This window comes from Paraburkholderia rhizosphaerae, assembly GCF_004366595.1.
Lineage (GTDB): Bacteria > Pseudomonadota > Gammaproteobacteria > Burkholderiales > Burkholderiaceae > Paraburkholderia > Paraburkholderia rhizosphaerae.
This window is the reverse complement of sequence record NZ_SORE01000029.1, coordinates 46,611-66,398: the sequence shown is the minus strand read 5'-3', so window position 1 is coordinate 66,398 and position 19,788 is coordinate 46,611. Positions and strand designations below refer to the sequence as shown.

Here is a 19,788-nt window from a genome sequence, read left to right as displayed (position 1 = left end):
CGGTTGAAGTGGCCATGCCGCAATGGATTGTTCTGCTAGTGGAACGATGACATGAAGATCGATTCGCATAACCTGAACGACCTGATGTACTTTTCGCAGGTCGTCGAACATGGCGGATTTTCCGCTGCCGAGCGTGTACTCGGCATCTCGAAGTCGCGTCTGTCGCGCCGTCTGACCGAACTGGAAGGTTCGCTCGGCGTGCGCCTGCTACAGCGCTCGACGCGCAAGCTCGCGCTCACCGAAGCCGGCCATCTGTTCTATCAGCACTGTCAGGCGATGCTGGCGGAGGCGCAGGCAGCCGTGAACGTGGTTCAGCAGCTGCGCTCGTCGCCGCGCGGCACGGTGCGCGTCAGCGTGCCTGTCACCGTGTCGCAGACGATTCTGTCGCAGATTCTGCCCGAGTTCATGCATCGTTACCCGGAAGTCCGCGTGGTGATGCGCGTGACGAACCGCGTAGTCGATCTGTTCGAAGACTCGATCGATGTGGCGCTACGCGTGCGTTCGGACCCACCCGATAACCTGAACATCATCGTGCGGCCTCTTTGGCGCACGCAGCAGATGCTGGTCGGCGCGCCGAGCCTGTTGGGGCAGAACGCATTGCCGCTACAACCATCAGACCTGGACCGCTTCGAAACGCTCGATACGCCGACTATCGACGGCCGTCACGCATTCAACCTGATTGCGCCGGATGGCACACGGCACATCCACGAGCACGAGCCTCGTCTGGTCACGGCCGATCTCGTCACGGTGCGCGAGGCAGCACTCGCTGGAGTTGGCATCGCTGCGTTGCCGGAAATGATGTATGGAGCCGCGCTGCGTTCCGGGCTGCTGTCGCCGGTGATGCCGGGCTGGACACTACCGTCGCCGCAACTGTATGCGGTGTTTCTGTCTCGACAGGGGATGGTGCCGGCGGTGCGGACCTTCGTCGACTACCTGGTTGAAATGCTCGATCCGGATATGGGCAAATACATCACGCGTGAATGTCCTGCGAGCGTCGCGCAGGAGCAAGCGCAAGCCGAAGCGCTATAGGTACTGCCAGGCATCCTTATCGCGGAGCGGCAATCGCACGGCCGTGCTGCATCGCGCCGGGGTTGATTTAGACATTCGAGCGTGCTGGCCGATCACTACTTTCAATCGCCGTTTGCTTGAATGCGCGCGCTGGCGGGCCTATATTGAAATCCCATTCGCAAGGGAGCTTCCTATGCGAAGACTCATGGCCGCTATCATAGCGAGCCTGATAGGGCTGACCGCGCTGTCCGTGTCGACCACGGCTGTCGCATGCGGTGATGCGAGCTACTCTTCCGATGGCAAGTGATCCCGCCGCCCGAATGCGCCGCGTGCGCAATGAAAAAAGGCCTTCATCCGACGATGAAGGCCTTTTACTTTGTGCGCGTCTACCGCATGACGTCGACGTTTGAAGCAAGCGTTCCGGTGTCCGGTGTGGTTGGGATTACAACGATAGCAGTGAATGGTCAGTGCGACCGCATCATGCGTGCCGCCGATCATTCTCAGGGCTTGGGCTGCGTGACGAAACCGATTTTTGTCAGCCCGCCCGCTTGCGCGGCGGACATCACATCCGCGACTCTTTCATATGCAACCTTACGGTCCGCATTCAGATGCAGCTCCGGTTGCGGCGTTTGCTGGGCCGCCGCGGCGATCTTCGCGCGCAGTTCGTCGTCGGAGATTTTCTTCTCATCCCACATCACGTTGCCGTCCGCGTCGATCGATACCGTGACTTGCGCCGGCTTCGTATCTTCCTTCTGGCTGCTCGCATGCGGCAGATCGATCTTCACCGCATGGCGGATCACCGGAATGGTCACCATGAAGACGATCAGGAGAACCAACATGACGTCGACGAGCGGCGTCATGTTGATTTCGTTCATCAGGCCGTCGTCGTCATCGCCGGCGAAAGGGCTCATTGCCATCGAAGTGCCTCGTCAATCAGTTCGCGTTGGCGGCGTGCGCGGGACGACGCGGCGTCGCGAGACGCAGGCCGTCCGCGCCGCGCCTGGACGACGACAGGCGGGCGCCCGTCACGAAGAACGCATGCAGGCCGTGTGCGAAGCGGTTCAGCTTCGTGACGATCGCCTTGTTGGCGCGCGTTAGCGCGTTGTAGCCGAGCACCGCGGGAATCGCGACGAACAGGCCTGCTGCGGTCATGATCAGCGCTTCGCCAACCGGGCCCGCGACCTGATCGATCGATGACTGACCGGTTGCGCCGATCGTCAACAGCGCGTGGTAAATGCCCCACACGGTGCCGAACAGGCCGACAAACGGCGCGGTGCTGCCAATCGACGCTAGCACGGCGAGGCCGCTTTGCATGCGCGCGACGCAATCGTCCATCGTGTCTTTCAGGCAGCGCGTGATCCAGTCGGAGACATCCATCCGGTCATGCAGATGCGGCTGCGTCTGATGATGGTGATCGGCTGCTTCCTGGCCCGACAGCGCGAGCGCGAGAAACGGGTTGTCCTGCGGCGTCGACGCGCGACCGCCGAGCTTGCTGATGCCGTCGGCGAAATCGTCCGAATGCCAGAACGCGCGCTCGGCATTTTTCGTCAACCGGTTCAGGCGCATCACGCCGAGGCTTTTGACGACAATCACGGTCCACGACAGCACCGACATGATCAGGAGCGCGAGCGCGATGCCGCGCGTCACGAGATCTCCTTGCGCCCAAACGTGGGCCATACCGTAGTTTTGCATTGCGATTCCTTCTTTTTAAAAACTGCGTCGGCTACTTGACGGTGGAGTCGGTTCAGTCGGGTTCAGTCTTTCAGGCCGAACTCGAACGGCTGGGTATAGGTCGCGCGGATCGGCTGGCCGTTTTCCAGATACGGCTTGCACGAACTGGAACGCATCGCCGACATCGCGGCGTCGTCGAGCCGGTCGAAGCCGCTGCTCTTCTTCAACTCGATGTTTTCAATCTTGCCGGTCAATCCGACCACGAAGCGCACGTACGCGGTGCCGCTTTCGCCGCGTCGGCGCGACAGGGCCGGATAGTCCGGCGCGGTGATGCTGCAATCCAGATGCGACACACTCTTCGGTGCGGACAACGCGAGCGTCGGCTTCCCAGCTGCGGGGGCGGCAGGTTCGGCCGGCGCGGCGGGCGCGGGCGGAGCAGGCGGCGCCGGCTCGGGCGCGGCAATTTCGTGTTGCGATGGCGCGGCTGCTTCGGGCAGCGGCGTCGGGGCTGGAGTGGACTTGACTACATGCGTCGGGCGCGGCTGAACCTTCGGCTTCTCGTGATGCACGGGCGGCGTGGGTTTCGGCGGCGGCGTCGGAGTCGACTGGATTGCCGCGGGCGCGGCCACCGGTGGGGCAGGCGGGCTCAGCAGTTCGGCCGTGATCGAACGCAATTCGACCGGTTTCGGTAGCGGCTTCTCACGCATCGTCAGCGCGATCACGATCAACGCCGCGTGCACGAGCAAAACCACCGCGATCGCCGTGACGACACGCGGATTGAACCGTACAGCGCCGGCCGGCGGGAAACCCGCCGTGGTAGGAGATGAAGCCTGCATATTTAGCGGAGCGGCGCGCTGCCAACGCAGCACGTCAGGCGGAGCAACGTCATTTGCGAAGTATCAGCAGCGAAATGAACAGTGTTATGACAAAACCGATCAGCAATTCCATCTCGAACTCCTCGAGGAATCGTGTCGCTGGCTGACTTACCGTTGGCTTGCTGACGGCGGTGAAGCGCGCAGACTACTGCCGCGCAGGCATATTTATTACGCGGCCTTGCGCTCGTAGAAGGTCAGCGGCACCGCCTGGACTTGCGGCTCGACGCCGCAACGGCTTGCGCAGACGCCGCTTTGAGCCATCACATCGCGCACGGATTCTTCGCACTTGCCGCAGCAAATGGCGACGCCGAGTTCGAACTGCAGCTCGTCGAAGGTATCGATGCCTTCGGCGATCGACGCCCGGATTTTCCGGTCAGAAACAGATTTGCACACGCAGACAATCATGGTGGATCGCGATAGGCAACGTTAATGCGAATTATTATCATTTTGTTGACGCGGTTTGGCAAGCGCTTCGTGGGGATTTTTGTAACAAAACCAGCCTTCTGGCAGGGTTTTCGCTCGCTGGCTGGAGGGGCGTGGCACACGCACGGGCGCCGTCAGAAGGGCGCGCTGGGGCGGCTGAAAGAACGAGGGCGAGGCCGCGGGACAGGCGCGGGGTAGAAAAACGGCGCTTCGGATCGACACAAAAGGAGAAGGGCGGCCAGCACTTCGTCGCTCAAATGCCGCGGCCACATTGCTGGCGGCCGATCAGGCAGTCCCTGGTTCGGGGCGCGACGTGGATTCAAGCGCGGCGAGCACAACACCGGGCGATCTGCCGGATGACAGCGGGTCGACCTGCGCGGCCGAATAAGTACCTGCACGAGCGCTTGCAGCAGCGTCGAGCGCGATCGTCCGGCGAGACGGGATGACCACGCGCTCGACCACCGTATCGATATCGAGCAGCGTTCTCGACAACTGCCGCAGATGCGCGCCGTCGCTGGTCGAGCATAAGCGCGGCGTACCGGCCCTCTCGCCGGAACCCGCACGCAAATGGTTTTGTTCGAGCACACGCTCCAACTGACGCGCGATCGCGACGCTAGTATCAATCAGCGCAAGCCGGTCGCCGACAAGATCGCGGATCGCCGCATCGAGAAACGGATAGTGCGTGCAGCCAAGCACCAGCGTGTCGGCGCCGGCATCGAGCATCGGTTGCAAATAGCCGTTCAGCAGCGCACGCAGTTCGGCAGAATCGAGGTCGCACCGTTCGATCGCTTCCACGAGACCATGGCCCGGCTGACACAGGAACTTGCACTCGGCCGCATAGCGTTCGTGCAACGCGAGAAACTTCGCGCTACGAAGTGTGACCTGGGTCGCGAGCACACCGGCGACGTGCGTCTTCGACAGCAGCGCCGCTGGTTTGATACCCGGCTCGACGCCGATAACCGGAATGGGCAGCCGTTCGCGCGCAAGCGCGATCGACTGCGCGGTGGCCGTATTGCAAGCGACGACCAGCGCCTTTGCACCTTGCGCGATCAGCCATTCGCCGATCGCCAGCGTGCGGTCCGAGATAAAGTCGTCGTCGCGTTCACCATACGGCGCGTACAGCGAGTCCGCGACGTAGATCACCTGTTGCTCGGGCAGTTGCGCTCGCACTGCCCGCAACACCGAGAGTCCGCCCAGGCCCGAGTCGAAAATGCCGACGGGCGCATGCGCGGCGGCCGGCGTGGCATTTGCATTAGACGAAACGGACAATGAGGCGGTCATAACAAGAGGAAGCGCTCAGGACGATATTCACGCGGCGCGCTGCGCGCGCGCGATTCCGATGCGTGGTGCCGTTGACAGGGTCGACGTGCGGCTTGACGCACAGTCAGCAGCGGCATGGTCAGCCGCAGCATGATTCAACCGCGCGTCCGCGATACAAATGGCCGGCAGTGTAACAGGCACACATGAGGCACACACGAGGCACACGCAAGGCGCCAGCAACGCACAACCAGAACACATACAGCACACACCACGCGCCGCGTATCGAACGCGGCGTGACGTTCACGACTCCATCGAGTCGCCCATACCGGATTGCTGGTAGTTCTGAATGCCGACCTTGTCGATCAGGTCGAGTTGCGTTTCGAGCCAGTCGATATGTTCTTCAGTGTCTTCGAGGATCGACACGAAGATTTCACGCGACACAAAATCGCGCACGGACTCGCAATAGGCGATGGCTTCCTTGCAAGTAGTTTGGGAGCCTTGCTCGAGTTTCAGATCGCACTCGAGAATCTCCTTGGTTTCCTCGCCGATCAGCAGCTTGTGCAGATCTTGCAGATTCGGCAGCGCGTCGAGCATGAAAATACGTTCGATAAGCTTGTCGGCATGCTTCATTTCGCCGATCGACTCGTCATATTCGTGCTTGCCGAGCTTGTCGAGGCCCCAATGATTGAACATCCGCGCATGCAGAAAATACTGGTTGATCGCAGTCAGTTCGTTCTTCAACTGCGCGTTCAGATATTCAATGACCTTCTTGTCGCCTTGCATGATGGTATTTCCTCTTGGAGACCTGGCTGATTTGATTTTCCACAACAATAAACGTCCGGTTCCAAAATGCCAAGAACAGATGTGGTTGTTGAGAATCGTTCTCGCGGTTGATCGCGCCGATTGCGTCGCGACTTGAATTGCGACGCGCCACGAACGATAAAAAAGCCGGGACCATGCCCCGGCTTTGCTTCTTTAAACAGTGGATAAAAGTTAAACGGTGGCGACCGGAATCTTGCCGATCTTCGCCTGCCATTCCTTCGGTCCGGTCTGATGCACCGATGTGCCGTTCGCATCGACTGCGACCGTCACCGGCATGTCCTGCACATCGAATTCATAGATCGCTTCCATGCCGAGGTCTTCGAATGCGAGCACCTTCGCGCTGCGGATCGCCTTCGACACCAGGTACGCGGCGCCGCCTACCGCCATCAGATACGCGGCCTTGTGCTTCTTGATCGCCTCGATTGCCACCGGGCCGCGCTCGGCCTTGCCGATCATCGAGATCAGGCCGGTCTGCGCGAGCATCATGTCGGTGAACTTGTCCATCCGCGTCGACGTCGTCGGGCCGGCAGGGCCGACCGCTTCGTCGCGCACCGGATCGACCGGGCCGACGTAGTAGATCACCCGGTTCGTGAAGTCGACCGGCAGCTTCTCGCCCTTCGCGAGCATATCAGCGATGCGCTTGTGCGCGGCGTCGCGCCCGGTCAGCATCTTGCCGGACAGCAGCAGCGTCTGGCCCGGCTTCCAGCTGGCGACTTCCGCTGGCGTGAGCGTGTTCAGATCGACGCGTTGGCTTGTTTCGGTGTTCGCGGTCCATTGCACCTTCGGCCACGTATCGAGCGACGGCGCTTCGAGCTTCGCGACGCCCGAACCATCGAGCGTGAAATGCGCGTGGCGTGTCGCCGCGCAGTTCGGGATGATCGCGATTGGCTTGCTGGCCGCGTGCGTCGGCGCCGCCATGATCTTCACATCGAGCACCGTCGCAAGTCCGCCCAGGCCCTGCGCGCCGATGCCGAGCGCATTCACCTTCTCATGCAACTCGACACGAAGTTCCTCGATCCAGTCTTGCGGGCCGCGAGCGATGATCTCCTGGATGTCGATCGCATCCATCAGCGATTCCTTGGCCATCAGCATCGCCTTCTCCGCGGTGCCGCCGATGCCGATGCCGAGCATGCCCGGCGGACACCACCCGGCGCCCATCGTCGGCACGGTCTTGAGCACCCAATCGACGATCGAATCGGACGGGTTGAGCATCGCGAACTTCGACTTGTTCTCCGAGCCGCCGCCTTTCGCGGCCACCTGCACGTCGACCTTGTCGCCCGGCACGATCTCGTAGTGGATCACCGCCGGCGTGTTGTCCTTCGTGTTCTTGCGCGCACCCTCGGGCGGGCTCACGATCGATGCGCGCAGCACGTTGTCCGGATGCAGGTAACCGCGGCGCACGCCTTCGTTGATCATATCGGTGACGCCCATCGTCGCGCCATCCCAGCGCACGTCCATGCCGATCTTCACGAATACGGTGACGATGCCGGTGTCCTGGCAGATCGGCCGGTGACCTTCGGCGCACATGCGGCTATTGGTCAGGATCTGTGCGATCGCGTCCTTCGCGGCAGGGCTTTCTTCGAGTTCGTACGCGCGGCCCAGCGCCTGAATATAGTCCTGCGGATGGTAGTAGCTGATGTACTGCAGGGAATCGGCGATGCTTTGAATCAGGTCTTCCTGTTTGATAACGGTCATGGCTGGCTCAGTGGGGACATTAGCGCTTTATGTTGTGATCGCGAAGGGCTACGCGATCACTCATGCGCCTTCAACGGCGGGGAAATCGGTTGCGGGGCTGGCGGCTCGTGAAAGTGCCGCGGATGCGTATGCGTCGTCAGGCGGTCGACCCACGCCATCGCGACCGCCGACAGCAGGAACGCGAGATGGATGATCACCTGCCACATGATCGCGTGTTCACTGCGCAGGTCGGGATCGATAAAGGTCTTTAGCAGATGGATCGATGAGATGCTGATCAGCGCCATCGACAGTTTGACCTTCAGTACGCCCGCATTCACATGGTCGAGCCATTCGGGCTCGTCGGGGTGACCCTCGACACCGAGGCGCGACACGAAAGTCTCGTAGCCGCCGACGATCACCATGATCAACAGATTCGAGATCATCACCACGTCGATCAGGCTCAGCACGACGAGCATCGTGCTGGTTTCGTCGAACTTCATCGCCGACGTGACGAGGTGCCAGACTTCCTTCAGGAAAAGCACCACATAGACCGCTTGCGCAACGATGAGGCCCAGATACAGCGGCACCTGCAGCCAGCGGCTCATGAAGATGACGGACGGCAGCGGGCCCATGCGACGGCGTGTCGGACGGCGGCCGGGATCGAGGTTCGAGGAGGACATAGGCGGTCAGAATCGCGGAGGAAGGCGGCGGTAACGGTTGCTTGCGGGCTGCGTCGGACTTCTTCGGGGCATGCGCCAGGCGCCCAGGCGCGACATTGTACCGCGACACCCGCCGGCGTCGCGGCTGTCGGGATAATGGCCGCGGGACTCGCTCGCGAGCGGCGCCTTGCAAACCAGCGTCTCTACCGCCGATGCGATACGACATCGACCGGATCGATGGTTGCCGCAAGCGCTGCGATTGAGATGAAGAAAGTGGATGCGGCAATGCGGGAAGCCTTGAACGCTCGTCGGGCCGATCCGGCATGCGCGTTGCGCCAGCGCTGGAATGGGCATGACCAGTTCAGTTAGCATTACGAGAGCGCGCTTCGAAGCGATGCGCTCGAAGGTCGGGCGACGGTGTTATTCCGCTTTGGTCTTGCGAACCGCTTGCATGATCCGCGAAACACGGCTTTAGACGGTTTTGGGCCAAATGCACGACGCTCCGTATAGGGGATGACCCGAATGCGCGAAGCCGCGTAAGTGCACGGTAAGTTGCGGCGCTTAATTTGCCTGTAACGTGTAAAACCGTGGCAAACACGGCGGAACAAAAGCGGTGGCATGCCGTTCGCCACTAAGGTGTTATATGAAGTGCACATGAAGTGTGCCAGTGTTGCATCGCCGCATATGTGTTCGTTTTCGGGCATGCGAGCGATGTCGATCGCGACGCCTCTTCGTTGCGCCGGGGGTTGGGAGACAGGCGCCGCTACGGCGCGATGACGACAATGCGCGAGAGCGTGAAACGCACGGTAAGCCGTAGCGCGTCACGCCAGCACAAAGGTTTACGTTTCATCTTCACCAAGGGGTAGTCGATGTCAGCGATTGAATCCGTTCTTCAGGAACGCCGCGTGTTTCCCCCGTCCGCCGAAACGATGAAGGCGGCCTCGATATCCGGCATGGACGCGTACCGTGCGCTGGTCGCCGAAGCGGAACGCGATTACGAAGGGTTCTGGGCACGTCTGGCGCGCGAGACGCTTAGTTGGCACAAGCCGTTCACGAAGGTGCTCGACGAGTCGAATGCGCCGTTTTACAAGTGGTTCGAAGACGGCGAACTGAATGCGTCGTACAACAGCCTTGACCGGCACATCGAAGCGGGCAATGGCGATCGCGTCGCGGTGATCTTCGAAGCCGATGACGGCACGGTCACGCGCGTCACCTACACGGACATGCTGCAGCGTGTATCGCGCTTTGCGAATGCGTTGAAAAAACGCGGCATCAAGAAGGGCGATCGGGTTGTCATCTATATGCCGATGTCGATCGAAGGCATCGTCGCGATGCAGGCGTGTGCGCGGATCGGCGCGACGCACTCGGTGGTGTTCGGTGGCTTCTCGTCGAAATCGCTGAATGAGCGTCTGGTCGACGTTGGCGCAATTGCGCTGATCACCGCTGACGAGCAGATGCGCGGCGGCAAGGCGCTGCCGCTGAAGAACATCGCTGACGAAGCGCTGACGATGGGCGGCTGCGAAGCGGTGAAGAGCGTGATCGTGTATCGCCGCACCGGCGGCAAGGTTGCATGGAACTCAGGCCGCGACCTGTGGATGCATGAGATCACGCAAAGCGAAAGCGACCAGTGCGCACCGGAATGGGTCAGCGCCGAGCATCCGCTGTTTATTCTTTACACTTCCGGTTCGACCGGCAAACCGAAGGGCGTGCAGCACAGCACCGGCGGTTATCTGCTGTGGGCGGCGCAAACGGTCAAGTGGGCGTTCGACTGGAAGCCCACCGACATCTTCTGGTGTACAGCGGACATCGGCTGGGTCACCGGCCACAGCTACATCACCTATGGGCCGCTGGCGCTCGGCGCGACGCAGGTGGTGTTCGAAGGCGTGCCGACTTATCCGAACGCGGGCCGCTTCTGGGAGATGATCGCGAAACACAAGGTCACGCTGTTCTACACGGCGCCGACCGCGATCCGTTCGCTGATCAAGGTGGCCGACGCGGACCCGAAGGTGCATCCGAAGAGCTACGACCTGTCGTCGCTGCGCGTGCTCGGCACGGTCGGCGAACCGATCAATCCGGAAGCGTGGATGTGGTACTACGAGCAGGTCGGCGGCTCGCGCTGCCCGATCGTCGATACGTGGTGGCAGACGGAAACCGGCGGCCATATGATCACGCCGGTGCCGGGCGCGACGCCGCTGGTGCCGGGTTCGTGCACGTTGCCGCTGCCGGGCATCATGGCCGCGGTGGTCGATGAAACCGGGCAGGACGTGCCGAACGGGCAGGGCGGCATTCTGGTCGTGAAGCGCCCATGGCCATCGATGATCCGCACGATCTGGGGTGACGCCGAGCGCTTCAGGAAGAGCTACTTCCCCGAGGAACTGGGCGGCAAGCTGTATCTCGCCGGCGATGGCAGCATCCGCGACAAGGAAACCGGCTACTTCACGATCATGGGCCGTATCGACGACGTGCTGAACGTGTCGGGTCACCGGCTGGGCACGATGGAGATCGAATCGGCGCTGGTTGCGAATCCGCTGGTCGCGGAAGCCGCGGTGGTCGGACGTCCGGACGATACGACCGGCGAAGCGGTTTGTGCGTTCGTCGTGTTGAAGCGTACGCGTCCGGAAGGCGACGAGGCGAAGCAGATCGCGAACGACCTGCGCAACTGGGTCGGCAAGGAGATCGGGCCGATCGCGAAGCCGAAGGACATCCGCTTTGGCGACAATCTGCCGAAGACGCGTTCGGGCAAGATCATGCGGCGACTGTTGCGCTCGTTGGCGAAGGGCGAGGAGATCACGCAGGACGTGTCGACGCTTGAGAATCCGGCGATTCTCGATCAACTCGGCGAATCTCGCTAAAGGGTAAGGGCTGAAGGCAGACAGGCGGTCGCTAGATCCGCCTAAGCCAAATGCAGTACAGCAACAACACGACCGCAGTATGACTGCGGTACAAGAGGCCGTTGCGCGGACAATCCTGATTGCGTGCGCAACGGCTTTTTGTTAAATAGGCGCATGGCCGCGCCGCACACTTCTTCCCGACACACGATCAATCCGCTACCCGAACCACCACCGGTCTCGGAAGAGATGGCGCGTGCGCATCGGCGGTACTGGCGTTTCAATCTGATCCTGATTGCCATATTGATGGCGATCGGCTTTAGCGTGTCGTTTATCGTGCCGATCGCATCGGCCGGGTTGACGGGCGTGCGGCTGTTCGGCTTCAGTCTGCCGTTCTATGTCGGCGCGCAAGGCGCGATTCTCGTTTATCTCGCGTTGATCGTCGTGTATATCGTTTCGATGCAATTCGCCGATCGCGCGTTGCAACGCGCATTCGAAGCCGATGCCGCCGCGCGGCAAGGTAACCGATGAAGCTCGCGCATCGGCTGATCCGTTCGTATTCGATCTACACGCTCGGCTTTCTGCTCTTCATTTACATTGCATGGCGCATCGAAGCGGCGTTCGGGCCCGGCATGTGGGTCGGCTATGTCTTTCTGTTTGTGCCGATCGCGGTGTATGCGGTGATCGGCTTGCTGTCGCGCACGTCCGATCTGGTCGAATACTACGTGGCCGGTCGACGCGTGCCGTCCGCGTTCAACGGGATGGCGACCGCGGCGGACTGGCTCTCGGCCGCGTCGTTTATCGGTCTTGCCGGATCGCTCTACGCGACCGGCTACGACGGGCTGGCGTACATGATGGGGTGGACGGGCGGCTATTGTCTGGTCGCGTTTCTGCTCGCGCCGTACGTAAGAAAGCTCGCGCGCTACACCATTCCCGATTTTCTCGGCACGCGTTTTTCGAGCAACCTCGTGCGCGGACTCGCGGCACTCGCGGCGATTCTCTGTTCATTCGTCTATCTGGTTGCGCAGATTCAGGGTGTGGGGCTCATTGCGACGCGCTTCATTGGCGTCGACTTTGCGATCGGGATTTTCTGCGGACTGGCGGGCATTCTGGTGTGCTCGTTTCTGGGCGGGATGCGCGCGGTGACGTGGACGCAGGTCGCGCAATACATCATCCTGATCGCGGCGATCCTGATACCGGTTGCGATGATCGCGCATAAGGACGGGCTCGGCTGGGTGCCGCAAGTGAACTACGGGCGCGTGATGGAGCGCGTCGAAGCGCTCGAGCGCGACGTGCGCAATGCGCCGCAGGAGCAGGCGGTGCGCGCTGTGTATCGACGGCAAGCGATGCAGATGCAGGCGCAGATCGACGCGTTGCCGCAATCGTTCGACGCCCAGAAGCGCGAGCTGATGCAGCAACTCGATGACTTGCGTCGACACAACGGGCCATTGCGCGAGATTGCGAATATCGAGCGCAGACTCGAGCGATTTCCGCGCGATGCGGCCGCGGCGCGAATCGTGTGGGCGCGGAAACGCGATGAACTGCTCGCGTTGGCCGCGGCGCCGGTGCCGATGCACGAACCGTTTCCGGATAAGAGCGAAGAAGAACGCCGAGTGCACAAGCGCAATTTTCTATCGCTGCTGCTGTGCCTGTCGTTGGGAACCGCGAGCCTGCCGCATATTCTGACGCGCTATAACACGACGACATCGGTTGCGTCCGCGCGGCGCTCGGTCGGATGGACGCTGTTTTTCGTTGCGCTTTTCTATCTGACGGTGCCGGTGCTTGCGGTGCTGATCAAGTACGACATTCTGACGAACCTGGTGGGCGATCGCTTTTCGGATCTGCCGCAATGGGTGATGCAGTGGCGCAAGGTCGAACCTTATCTGATCAGTATCCCGGATCTGAATGGCGATGGCATCGTGCGCTGGAGCGAGATTCAGATGCAGCCGGATATGGTTGTGCTGGCGGCGCCGGAGATTGCCGGACTGCCGTATGTGATGTCCGGTTTGATTGCGGCGGGCGCGCTGGCCGCGGCGCTTTCGACGGCGGACGGGCTATTGCTGACGATCGCGAATGCGCTGTCACACGATGTCTACTACCACATGGTCGATCCGCAGGCGTCGAGTCAGCGGCGGGTCACGATATCGAAAATTCTGCTGTTGGGCGTCGCATTGTTTGCGTCGTATGTGGCGTCGTTGAATACGGGGAATATTCTGTTTCTGGTGGGGGCGGCGTTTTCGCTCGCGGCGTCGAGTCTGTTTCCGGTGCTGGTGCTGGGCGTGTTCTGGAAGCGCACGACGCGGCTGGGTGCGGTAGCGGGGATGGTGGCGGGGCTGAGCGTGTGTGTGTATTACATCGTGTCGACGTATCCGTACTTCACGCAGATGACCGGGTTCGCGGGGCCGAAGTGGTTTGGGATTGAGCCGATCAGTTCGGGCGTGTTCGGGGTGCCGGCGGGGTTTGTGGTGGCGATTGTCGTGAGTCTGGTTGATCGGAAGCCGGATGCTTATACGAGGGCGCTGGTGGACTATATCCGGCATCCTTGAGCGGGCGTTTGGTTTCTTGTCACCATCGGCCATCCGGGAGATGGGCGCGCGTCCAGGAGTTTGCTATAATGCGCGTCCCCGCCGGAGAGATGGATGAGCGGTTTAAGTCGCACGCCTGGAAAGCGTGTATAGGTTAATAGCCTATCGGGGGTTCGAATCCCCCTCTCTCCGCCAGAACGGTTAAAGAAAATCCCGCAAGTCCAGCGACTTGCGGGATTTTTGTTTATCCGCCTCACAAAACGACTCACGGTGCGCTCGACGATCCGCGCATGCTGAAGTTGGAACCTCATCGTTCTGATTTGCGACTGCCCCTCGAATGAAGGGCTGGTCAAAGTGGCCTATGCGGAGTCACGAACGCGCTATGTCTGGTCGGGGTAAGCGAGAAGGCTCCAGGTCGCATCGGTGTGGCTTACACGCATGCCAAGCAGCGCATCGAGGCCGGGAACGGGCTAGGATGGTTCGTGCGGAGCTGTGGCATCCTCTCGCCCTTTATGAGCAGGCGCATCGTCTCGCGGCGCACGCCGCCTGACTGCAGATCGCACCACACACCGGTCTGCGGACAGATCTCGCCGGTGCGTGCGACGGTCCCCAGCGGTACGCGCCCGGCGTTGGCACCTTTGGCCGGCTCCAGAGGAAGGCCCGTCACGGGGTCGAGGTTTTTCTCGCGAGCAAGACGTTCGACCAGTTCGTTGTCGGGCTCCTGTGGCGGCTTCGCTGCGTCCCGTTCCTTCTGCCACTGGAAGGTGCCGTCCCACGGCGGCAGCTTCGCAGGCGGCAGCGGCACGATCTGGTCGATATCGGGCACCTTCGGGTTGAGGCCGTCATTGTCGTTCAAATATTCCCAGATGGCCTCGTATCTGCGCGCTCGTTCAGGATCGCGAGGCAACGCAAGGTAATAGAGCTTGTTGGATTCGTCGGCATTGAATCCGCCCTCCAGAAACGAAGCCGATTGTGAATCGCCTGCCTCAACACCTTTCTGGAAGGCACGGAGAGCATCGGGATAGAGTTTGTCAGTCATCAGATCGATGCCAAGGTAACTGGCGGCCTTACCGTATCCCTGCTCGGTGGCGCATGTCGTCATCTGGCGGGAAATTGCTGGTGGCTTGTCCCGTGGTGACAGCAGGTCGCCGACATAAAACTGCGCTTCCGGACTGCCCAGGTCAGCGGCCTTGCGGAAGTACCGGAGCGCTTTTTCGTTATCCTGCTTAACACCGTAGCCCAGTTCAAGATAGTGCGCCATGTCGTAGTAGCCGCCGGGCACACCCGCGGCGATTAGCTGTTCAGCGAGGTCGATCGTTTCGTGCGCTGCATGGGGCGAAGGCGCAAGTCCTGTGGAGACGAGTTTCTGCAGATTGTTGTTGGCCTTGTAGTGGCCGTGTGCTGCCGCGATCCGGTAATAGCGCGCCACCGCGCTGTAGTCCTTCGGGCCATATTTCTTCTCCAGGAAGCGGCCATACTTGAAGAGCTGGTCGGCATCTGCATTGAGTGCCGGCAGGTGATCGGCTTCGTGGGTGCAGGTGAACGCGAGGTTGGCGCGCACAGCGCTCCAGTCGGATTGGGAAGGCACAGTATTGTCCTTTTTAGAGCAGGCGCCCGCGAGCAATGCGAGCGCGATTATCAATGCGGTCCGGTTCATGGTTCAATCGTCAGTACTGCGCTTGGTGGAGGTATATGAAAAGCCGACGAGCGGGGCAATGGGCGCGACACCGCTCTTCTGTCGCAGACCTTTTCGATGCCACGGTTCGCTTCTTCGTCTGCCTGGCTAGTGCCGCTCAACCTTCCAGGGTATTGAATGTGAAGTGTCCGTTCCGTGACACGCTTTACCGGCGCTTTTCTGTTTGTCACTGGGACTAAGGGACCAAACTGAAGCGTAAGCGTGTCGGCCGCTCGAAAGAAGAATCCCGCCACAGCGGGTCTAGGGGAATCACGAACGCGCTATGTCTGGTCGGGGTAAGCCAGAAGGCTCCAGGTCGCATCGGTGTGGCTTACACGCATGCCAAGCAGCGCATCGAGGCCGGGAACGGGGCGAGGATGGTTCGTGCGGAGCTGTGGCATCGTCTCGCCCTTTATGAGCAGGCGCATCGTCTCGCGGCGCACGCCGCCTGACTGCAGATCGCACCACACACCGGTCTGCGGACAGATCTCGCCGGTGCGTGCGACGGTCCCCAGCGGTACGCGCCCGGCGTTGGCACCTTTGGCCGGCTCCAGAGGAAGGCCCGTCGCGGGGTCGAGGTTTTTCTCGCGAGCAAGACGTTCGACCAGTTCGTTGTCGGGCTCCTGTGGCGGCTTCGCTGCGTCCCGTTCCTTCTGCCACTGGAAGGTGCCGTCCCACGGCGGCAGCTTTGCAGGCGGCAGCGGCACGATCTGGTCGATATCGGGCACCTTCGGGTTGAGGCCGTCATTGTCGTTCAAATATTCCCAGATGGCCCTGTATCTGCGCTTCCGTTCAGGGTCGCGCGGCAACGCAAGGTAGTTGAGCTTGTCGGACTCGTCGGTATCGAATCCGTCTTCCAAAAACGAAGCAGATAGGGTGTCGCCTGCCTCGACACCTTTCTGGAAGGCACGGAGGGCATCGGGGTAGAGTTTGTCAGTCATCAGATCGACGCCAAGGTAACTGGCGGCCTTACCGTATCCCTGCTCGGTGGCGCATGTCGTCATCTGGCGGGAAATTGCTGGTGCCTTGTCCCGTGGTGACAGCAGGTCGCCCACATAAAACTGCGCTTCCGGACTGCCCAGATCAGCGGCCTTGCGGAAGTATCGAAGCGCTTTTTCGTTATCCTGCTTAACGCCGTAGCCCAGTTCAAGATAGTGCGCCATGTCGTAGTAGCCGCCGGGCACACCCGCGGCGATTAGCTGTTCAGCGAGGTCGATCGTTTCGTGCGCTGCATGGGGCGAAGGCGCAAGTCCTGTGGAGACGAGTTTCTGCAGATTGTTGTTGGCCTTGTAGTGGCCGTGTGCTGCCGCGATCCGGTAATAGCGCGCCACCGCGCTGTAGTCTTTCGGGCCATATTTCTTCTCCAGGAAGCGGCCATACTTGAAGAGCTGATCGGCATCTGCATTGAGTGCCGGCAGGTGATCGGCTTCGTGGGTGCAGGTGAACGCGAGGTTGGCGCGCAGGGCGTTCCAGTCGGATTGCGAAGGCACGGTGTCGTCCTTTTTAGAGCAGGCGCCCGCGAGCATTGCGAGCGCGATTATCAATGTGGTCCGGTTCATGATTCAATCGTCGGTACTGCGCCTGCCGGAGGTATATGAAAAGCCGACCAGCGAGGCGATAGGTGCGAGACCTCTTTTCTGATTCTGAGCGTTCCGGATAACGATTTTTGACCAGGCATTAAAGGCTTCTACCGGCTGGTCCGATGCGCCACCCTCGAATCCTCTGGTATGCAAATCCCACAACCGTCTCCGCAATGGCTGCGTGACAGCCATATTCTCGTGGCAGATGTTCAGCTCACTATCCACCGCCATGCTGCGCAGATTGATGTTGGCGGAGCCCAAGGTCATAAATACGTCGTCCACAATCATCAGCTTGCTATGCACGTAAACGTAGTCCCACTTTTCAGGCGGCGAGTCGGGTGCCACAAGCGTACAGATCTGCACCTTGAGTCCCGGAATTTCGATCGGCGCAATCGGGTTTTTCTCGTTGTCGTCAATCTGTTGCCGGATAGACGCGACCTCGGCCTGATGGGCTAGCTGATCCTGCTGAATGGCCGCGACATTCGGGAACTTGCTGTAGTCGTAATTCCCCTTCATAACCTGATTCATTTCCCGATTCGCCTGTGCGAGTCGGTCTTGAGCTGTCGACAACTGGGCTTGCAGGACGTCGCGGCGCTCCAGACGCGCTATCGCCGGTACGCGGTCGGCTTTGCCGAGCGCATTAAGCATGTGATAGGTGTTGACGGTGCCCGGACCGATCGCCTCCTCATTCGAGTTGGTCACGACAAACAGATAGATAGGACCGTGCTTGCCCGGGTCACGCCCGGCGCTGACCAGCGCCGCCGCCACCTGCGTGATCTTTTCCGCTAGCTCCGACCAGCGGAAATACTGGTTCTCGATATAGATGAACCTGGTGGCGTTATTGACCGCCTGTAGATACATGCTGGCGATGTCGCGCTTTTCGTGCTGCGATTGGGTTCGAAGTACCTGCGCCATCACGGGCGTATCGAAGTCCCGACGCAAGGTCAACTGACTTGCAACCGCAGCGCGCGACTGCGTAAGAGTCTGGCCTGTCGCATCGTCCCACGCCTGGCAGAAGTTTTCGTTCAGATACTCGAGCACCGGGCCGCTTACGCGGCTGGAGATATCCTGGCGCGGATGCAGTCCGTTGCGGCCCATCTGCGGATGCATGCGTACGTAACTGTGGTCGTCGCGGTCCCAGTACGTATCGAGCATGTTATGGCCCATGACAAAGCCGACTGCGCGGTCCGGGATGTCGTAATCGATCAGCACCATCTTCTGATGGTGGGTTGGAAAGGCCGCCATGGCCGCACGACCCACCGATCCCGTGGCGGCTCCCTGACGCACCGCTTCGTTATGAAGCTTCATCCGATGGTCGATTTCATCGCGGTTGTGCAGACTGAAATCCCGCGTTGCGAACTCGAGATTCCTGAACGCATCCTTTCGAAATGCGAAGTCTACGACCCTGTCACTCGCGGCACGATACCTGGCGCGGGTGACGTTGTTCAGATTGGCGCGCCGGTACCACTCAATGTCGAACTCGCGTTCCCATCCGGCCTGATAGTCCTTGGAAACGAAATTCGAAACGCCCGGTAGCGAAACAAACCAGTCGGGTAGCAACGGCTTGATCGACGTGGCGAGGTTGTTGCCCGGTGCACCGTTCTCGCTGAACTCGGCGAGATGCAGATCATCCTGCCAGCACAGCAGACGAACCTTGATGCCATTCGCGCCAAGTTGGGCAAGCAGTTGCCCGATTGGCACCGATGCGCTGCCGCTTCCCCGTTTGAAATACATCGATGGCTGAAAGCCCCAGCAGATGATATCGACCGAACGCCTCGCGTTCAGCAATGCGTCATAGACCGTGCCGAAGGCCTCTTCGCCATTCACCAACGGCTTGAATGTCGCTGGTGCCGGGCAGTATTCGGTCCGTTGTACGAACCAGGGAAGGGTGAGCGTCGCGCTTCTGCAGCGGGACAGCGCAATGGGTACGTTAATCGGCTTTTGTGTTGTCATGGTCAAACGCTGACACATCCTCTTTTTATAAGGTCGACGCGTAGCCGACTTCCGTAAGCAAACCACAGTGTAAGCAGTTCTACGTAAAAGGGAACGTATCGCGACAAGCTTTGACAATTCTTTACTGTTGCGTTGTCCGCCGATGCGGACGCGTAGGCGACGGATGTCAGAACCTTCGCAACTCAGAGGCGATTCAGATTTTTCCAATGAAGCGAGTCTGCGCGAATTGTCCAGTCGTTGAAGGCTCTCCGTAATTCCATTGGAATATCAATCTGAAAGCCGCTGCCCGAGTCTCTTAATAGCTTTTGCCAACCTCACTGAACAACTTTTCTGCCCGATGTATATTCGCCACCTCTGTCGCATATCGCGGCGAGTTGTCTTGCGATTTGTTAGGAATCTGGAGGATTTATGGCAATCAATCACCGAGGCTTTCGAGTCACTGTCGACATGGCTCCGGACGCGTCAGGCACGCAATGGCATTGCGAAGCCAAAATTGAAGGCATTGAGGAGCGTACGCGGCAAGCCCGTATTCCCGGCGTAGATCTGACCTTTTCGCGCCTGAAGATCGACGTGCTGATGGCGATGAGCATGGTCGAGCACAAGGCCGTGACGTCGATTGACGAATGGCATACTGAACACCTTGCGGCTGACCGACATTCATGTGAGATCCACTAAAAGATCCTGATGTCCGCATTCGTAACAGAGGTGACAATCATGTCGTGGCGACGCGAAGCCGCGACATCGGAGGGGGAGACAAATTGTCGCACCTCAAGCGTGGCTAACGAATAACCAACAAGCACGTCGCTTACACTCGACGAAAGAAAGAGGGTTGTCG

Annotated in this window: 16 protein-coding genes, 1 tRNA gene and 1 pseudogene; 6 read left to right on the top strand and 12 right to left on the bottom strand. The window is 60.4% G+C overall.

The annotated features are described in order from the left end of the window. Positions 1–51: 51 nt before the first annotated feature. A complete protein-coding gene (locus tag BX592_RS28570; RefSeq protein ID WP_134196646.1) occupies positions 52–1,029 on the top strand; it encodes a LysR family transcriptional regulator in 978 nt (325 codons plus the stop codon). A gap of 479 nt (positions 1,030–1,508) precedes the next feature. On the opposite strand, the gene BX592_RS28565 is transcribed toward BX592_RS28570, so the two are convergent. From BX592_RS28565 to BX592_RS28525, 9 genes are all read right to left on the bottom strand, one after another. Beyond that, positions 1,509–1,925 (bottom strand): ExbD/TolR family protein, encoded by a 417-nt coding sequence (locus tag BX592_RS28565; RefSeq protein WP_134196645.1) that lies wholly within the window; start codon positions 1,923–1,925, stop codon positions 1,509–1,511. Positions 1,926–1,941: 16 nt separating this feature from the next. Further along, on the bottom strand, positions 1,942–2,700 hold the full coding sequence (locus BX592_RS28560; RefSeq protein WP_134196644.1) for a MotA/TolQ/ExbB proton channel family protein: 759 nt from the start codon (positions 2,698–2,700) through the stop codon (positions 1,942–1,944). Between the two features lie 62 nt (positions 2,701–2,762). Then, positions 2,763–3,515 (bottom strand): energy transducer TonB, encoded by a 753-nt coding sequence (locus BX592_RS28555; protein ID WP_134196643.1) that lies wholly within the window; start codon positions 3,513–3,515, stop codon positions 2,763–2,765. Between the two features lie 207 nt (positions 3,516–3,722). Next, positions 3,723–3,959, bottom strand: coding sequence for a (2Fe-2S)-binding protein (locus tag BX592_RS28550; RefSeq protein WP_134196642.1), 237 nt, complete (start codon positions 3,957–3,959; stop codon positions 3,723–3,725). A 303-nt stretch (positions 3,960–4,262) separates the two neighbouring features. Next, positions 4,263–5,258, bottom strand: coding sequence for a glutamate racemase (gene murI / locus BX592_RS28545; protein WP_134196641.1), 996 nt, complete (start codon positions 5,256–5,258; stop codon positions 4,263–4,265). A 279-nt stretch (positions 5,259–5,537) separates the two neighbouring features. Then, a complete protein-coding gene (gene bfr / locus BX592_RS28540; RefSeq protein WP_134196640.1) occupies positions 5,538–6,020 on the bottom strand; it encodes a bacterioferritin in 483 nt (160 codons plus the stop codon). Continuing rightward, on the bottom strand, positions 5,995–6,273 hold the full coding sequence (locus tag BX592_RS28535; protein ID WP_134196639.1) for a hypothetical protein: 279 nt from the start codon (positions 6,271–6,273) through the stop codon (positions 5,995–5,997). Before BX592_RS28535 ends, bfr begins: the two co-directional genes overlap by 26 nt. After that, a complete protein-coding gene (locus BX592_RS28530; RefSeq protein ID WP_134196638.1) occupies positions 6,231–7,754 on the bottom strand; it encodes a fumarate hydratase in 1,524 nt (507 codons plus the stop codon). The genes BX592_RS28535 and BX592_RS28530 overlap by 43 nt, the downstream gene beginning before the upstream one ends. A 56-nt stretch (positions 7,755–7,810) precedes the next feature. Beyond that, positions 7,811–8,365 (bottom strand): TIGR00645 family protein, encoded by a 555-nt coding sequence (locus BX592_RS28525; RefSeq protein WP_377681534.1) that lies wholly within the window; start codon positions 8,363–8,365, stop codon positions 7,811–7,813. A gap of 896 nt (positions 8,366–9,261) precedes the next feature. On the opposite strand from BX592_RS28525, the gene acs reads away from it, so the two are divergent. The 4 genes from acs to BX592_RS28505 all read left to right on the top strand — a co-directional run bounded on the left by acs (position 9,262) and on the right by BX592_RS28505 (position 13,940). Then, positions 9,262–11,244, top strand: coding sequence for an acetate--CoA ligase (acs, locus tag BX592_RS28520; RefSeq protein ID WP_134196636.1), 1,983 nt, complete (start codon positions 9,262–9,264; stop codon positions 11,242–11,244). Positions 11,245–11,397: 153 nt separating this feature from the next. Beyond that, a complete protein-coding gene (locus BX592_RS28515) occupies positions 11,398–11,751 on the top strand; it encodes a DUF4212 domain-containing protein (RefSeq protein WP_134196635.1) in 354 nt (117 codons plus the stop codon). Then, entirely contained in the window at positions 11,748–13,766 is a 2,019-nt protein-coding gene (locus BX592_RS28510; RefSeq protein ID WP_134196634.1) for a sodium:solute symporter family protein, read from the top strand. The genes BX592_RS28515 and BX592_RS28510 overlap by 4 nt, the downstream gene beginning before the upstream one ends. An 83-nt stretch (positions 13,767–13,849) precedes the next feature. After that, positions 13,850–13,940 (top strand) — tRNA-Ser (locus BX592_RS28505). Between the two features lie 185 nt (positions 13,941–14,125). On the opposite strand, the pseudogene BX592_RS28500 reads toward BX592_RS28505, so the two are convergent. From BX592_RS28500 to BX592_RS28490, 3 genes and pseudogenes are all read right to left on the bottom strand, one after another. Further along, a pseudogene (locus tag BX592_RS28500) lies at positions 14,126–15,402 on the bottom strand (SEL1-like repeat protein). Positions 15,403–15,701: 299 nt separating this feature from the next. After that, complete coding sequence (locus BX592_RS28495; RefSeq protein WP_134196633.1) at positions 15,702–16,979, bottom strand: SEL1-like repeat protein; 1,278 nt, start codon at positions 16,977–16,979, stop codon at positions 15,702–15,704. Positions 16,980–16,982: 3 nt separating this feature from the next. Continuing rightward, on the bottom strand, positions 16,983–18,953 hold the full coding sequence (locus BX592_RS28490) for a phospholipase D-like domain-containing protein (protein ID WP_134196632.1): 1,971 nt from the start codon (positions 18,951–18,953) through the stop codon (positions 16,983–16,985). Between the two features lie 408 nt (positions 18,954–19,361). Here BX592_RS28490 and BX592_RS28485 point away from each other — a divergent pair, with 408 nt between their 5' ends. Further along, positions 19,362–19,628, top strand: a complete 267-nt coding sequence (locus BX592_RS28485; protein WP_134196631.1) for a hypothetical protein — start codon at positions 19,362–19,364, stop codon at positions 19,626–19,628. The last annotated feature ends 160 nt before the right edge of the window (positions 19,629–19,788 follow it).